The sequence below is a fragment of the Pseudomonas sp. FSL R10-1350 genome (assembly GCF_009600525.1).
GTDB classification, from domain to species: Bacteria; Pseudomonadota; Gammaproteobacteria; order Pseudomonadales; family Pseudomonadaceae; genus Aquipseudomonas; species Aquipseudomonas helleri.
In genome coordinates this window covers 1-272 of record NZ_WIVR01000235.1, presented here as the reverse complement: position 1 = coordinate 272, position 272 = coordinate 1, and the positions used below count along the sequence as shown (strand labels likewise).

The window sequence follows — 272 nt, the reverse complement described above, 5'->3', positions numbered from 1 at the left end:
AATCCGGGGTGGTGTTGTAAAGGTGTGATAAGGCGCGGGCGACGGCACGCTCCACTCCAGGCCTTCAGCGCCGTCCCAAGGCTTGGCGGGCGCTTTTGGGCCTCCGCGAATGCATTTGATGACGATAAACAGGAATAACAGCTGCGTCGCGCTAAACATAAATCCACCAATCGACGACACCATATTGAAGTCGGCAAATTGCAGGTTGTAGTCCGGAACCCTGCGCGGCATACCCGCCAGTCCAACAAAATGCATCGGGAAGAAGGTCAGGT

The 272-nt window shown here is 55.9% G+C and carries 1 pseudogene; it reads right to left on the bottom strand.

Annotated features, from left to right (window positions below):
- Positions 1-272 (bottom strand): annotated as a pseudogene (locus GHO25_RS25960) (cytochrome c oxidase subunit I); the annotation flags it as partial.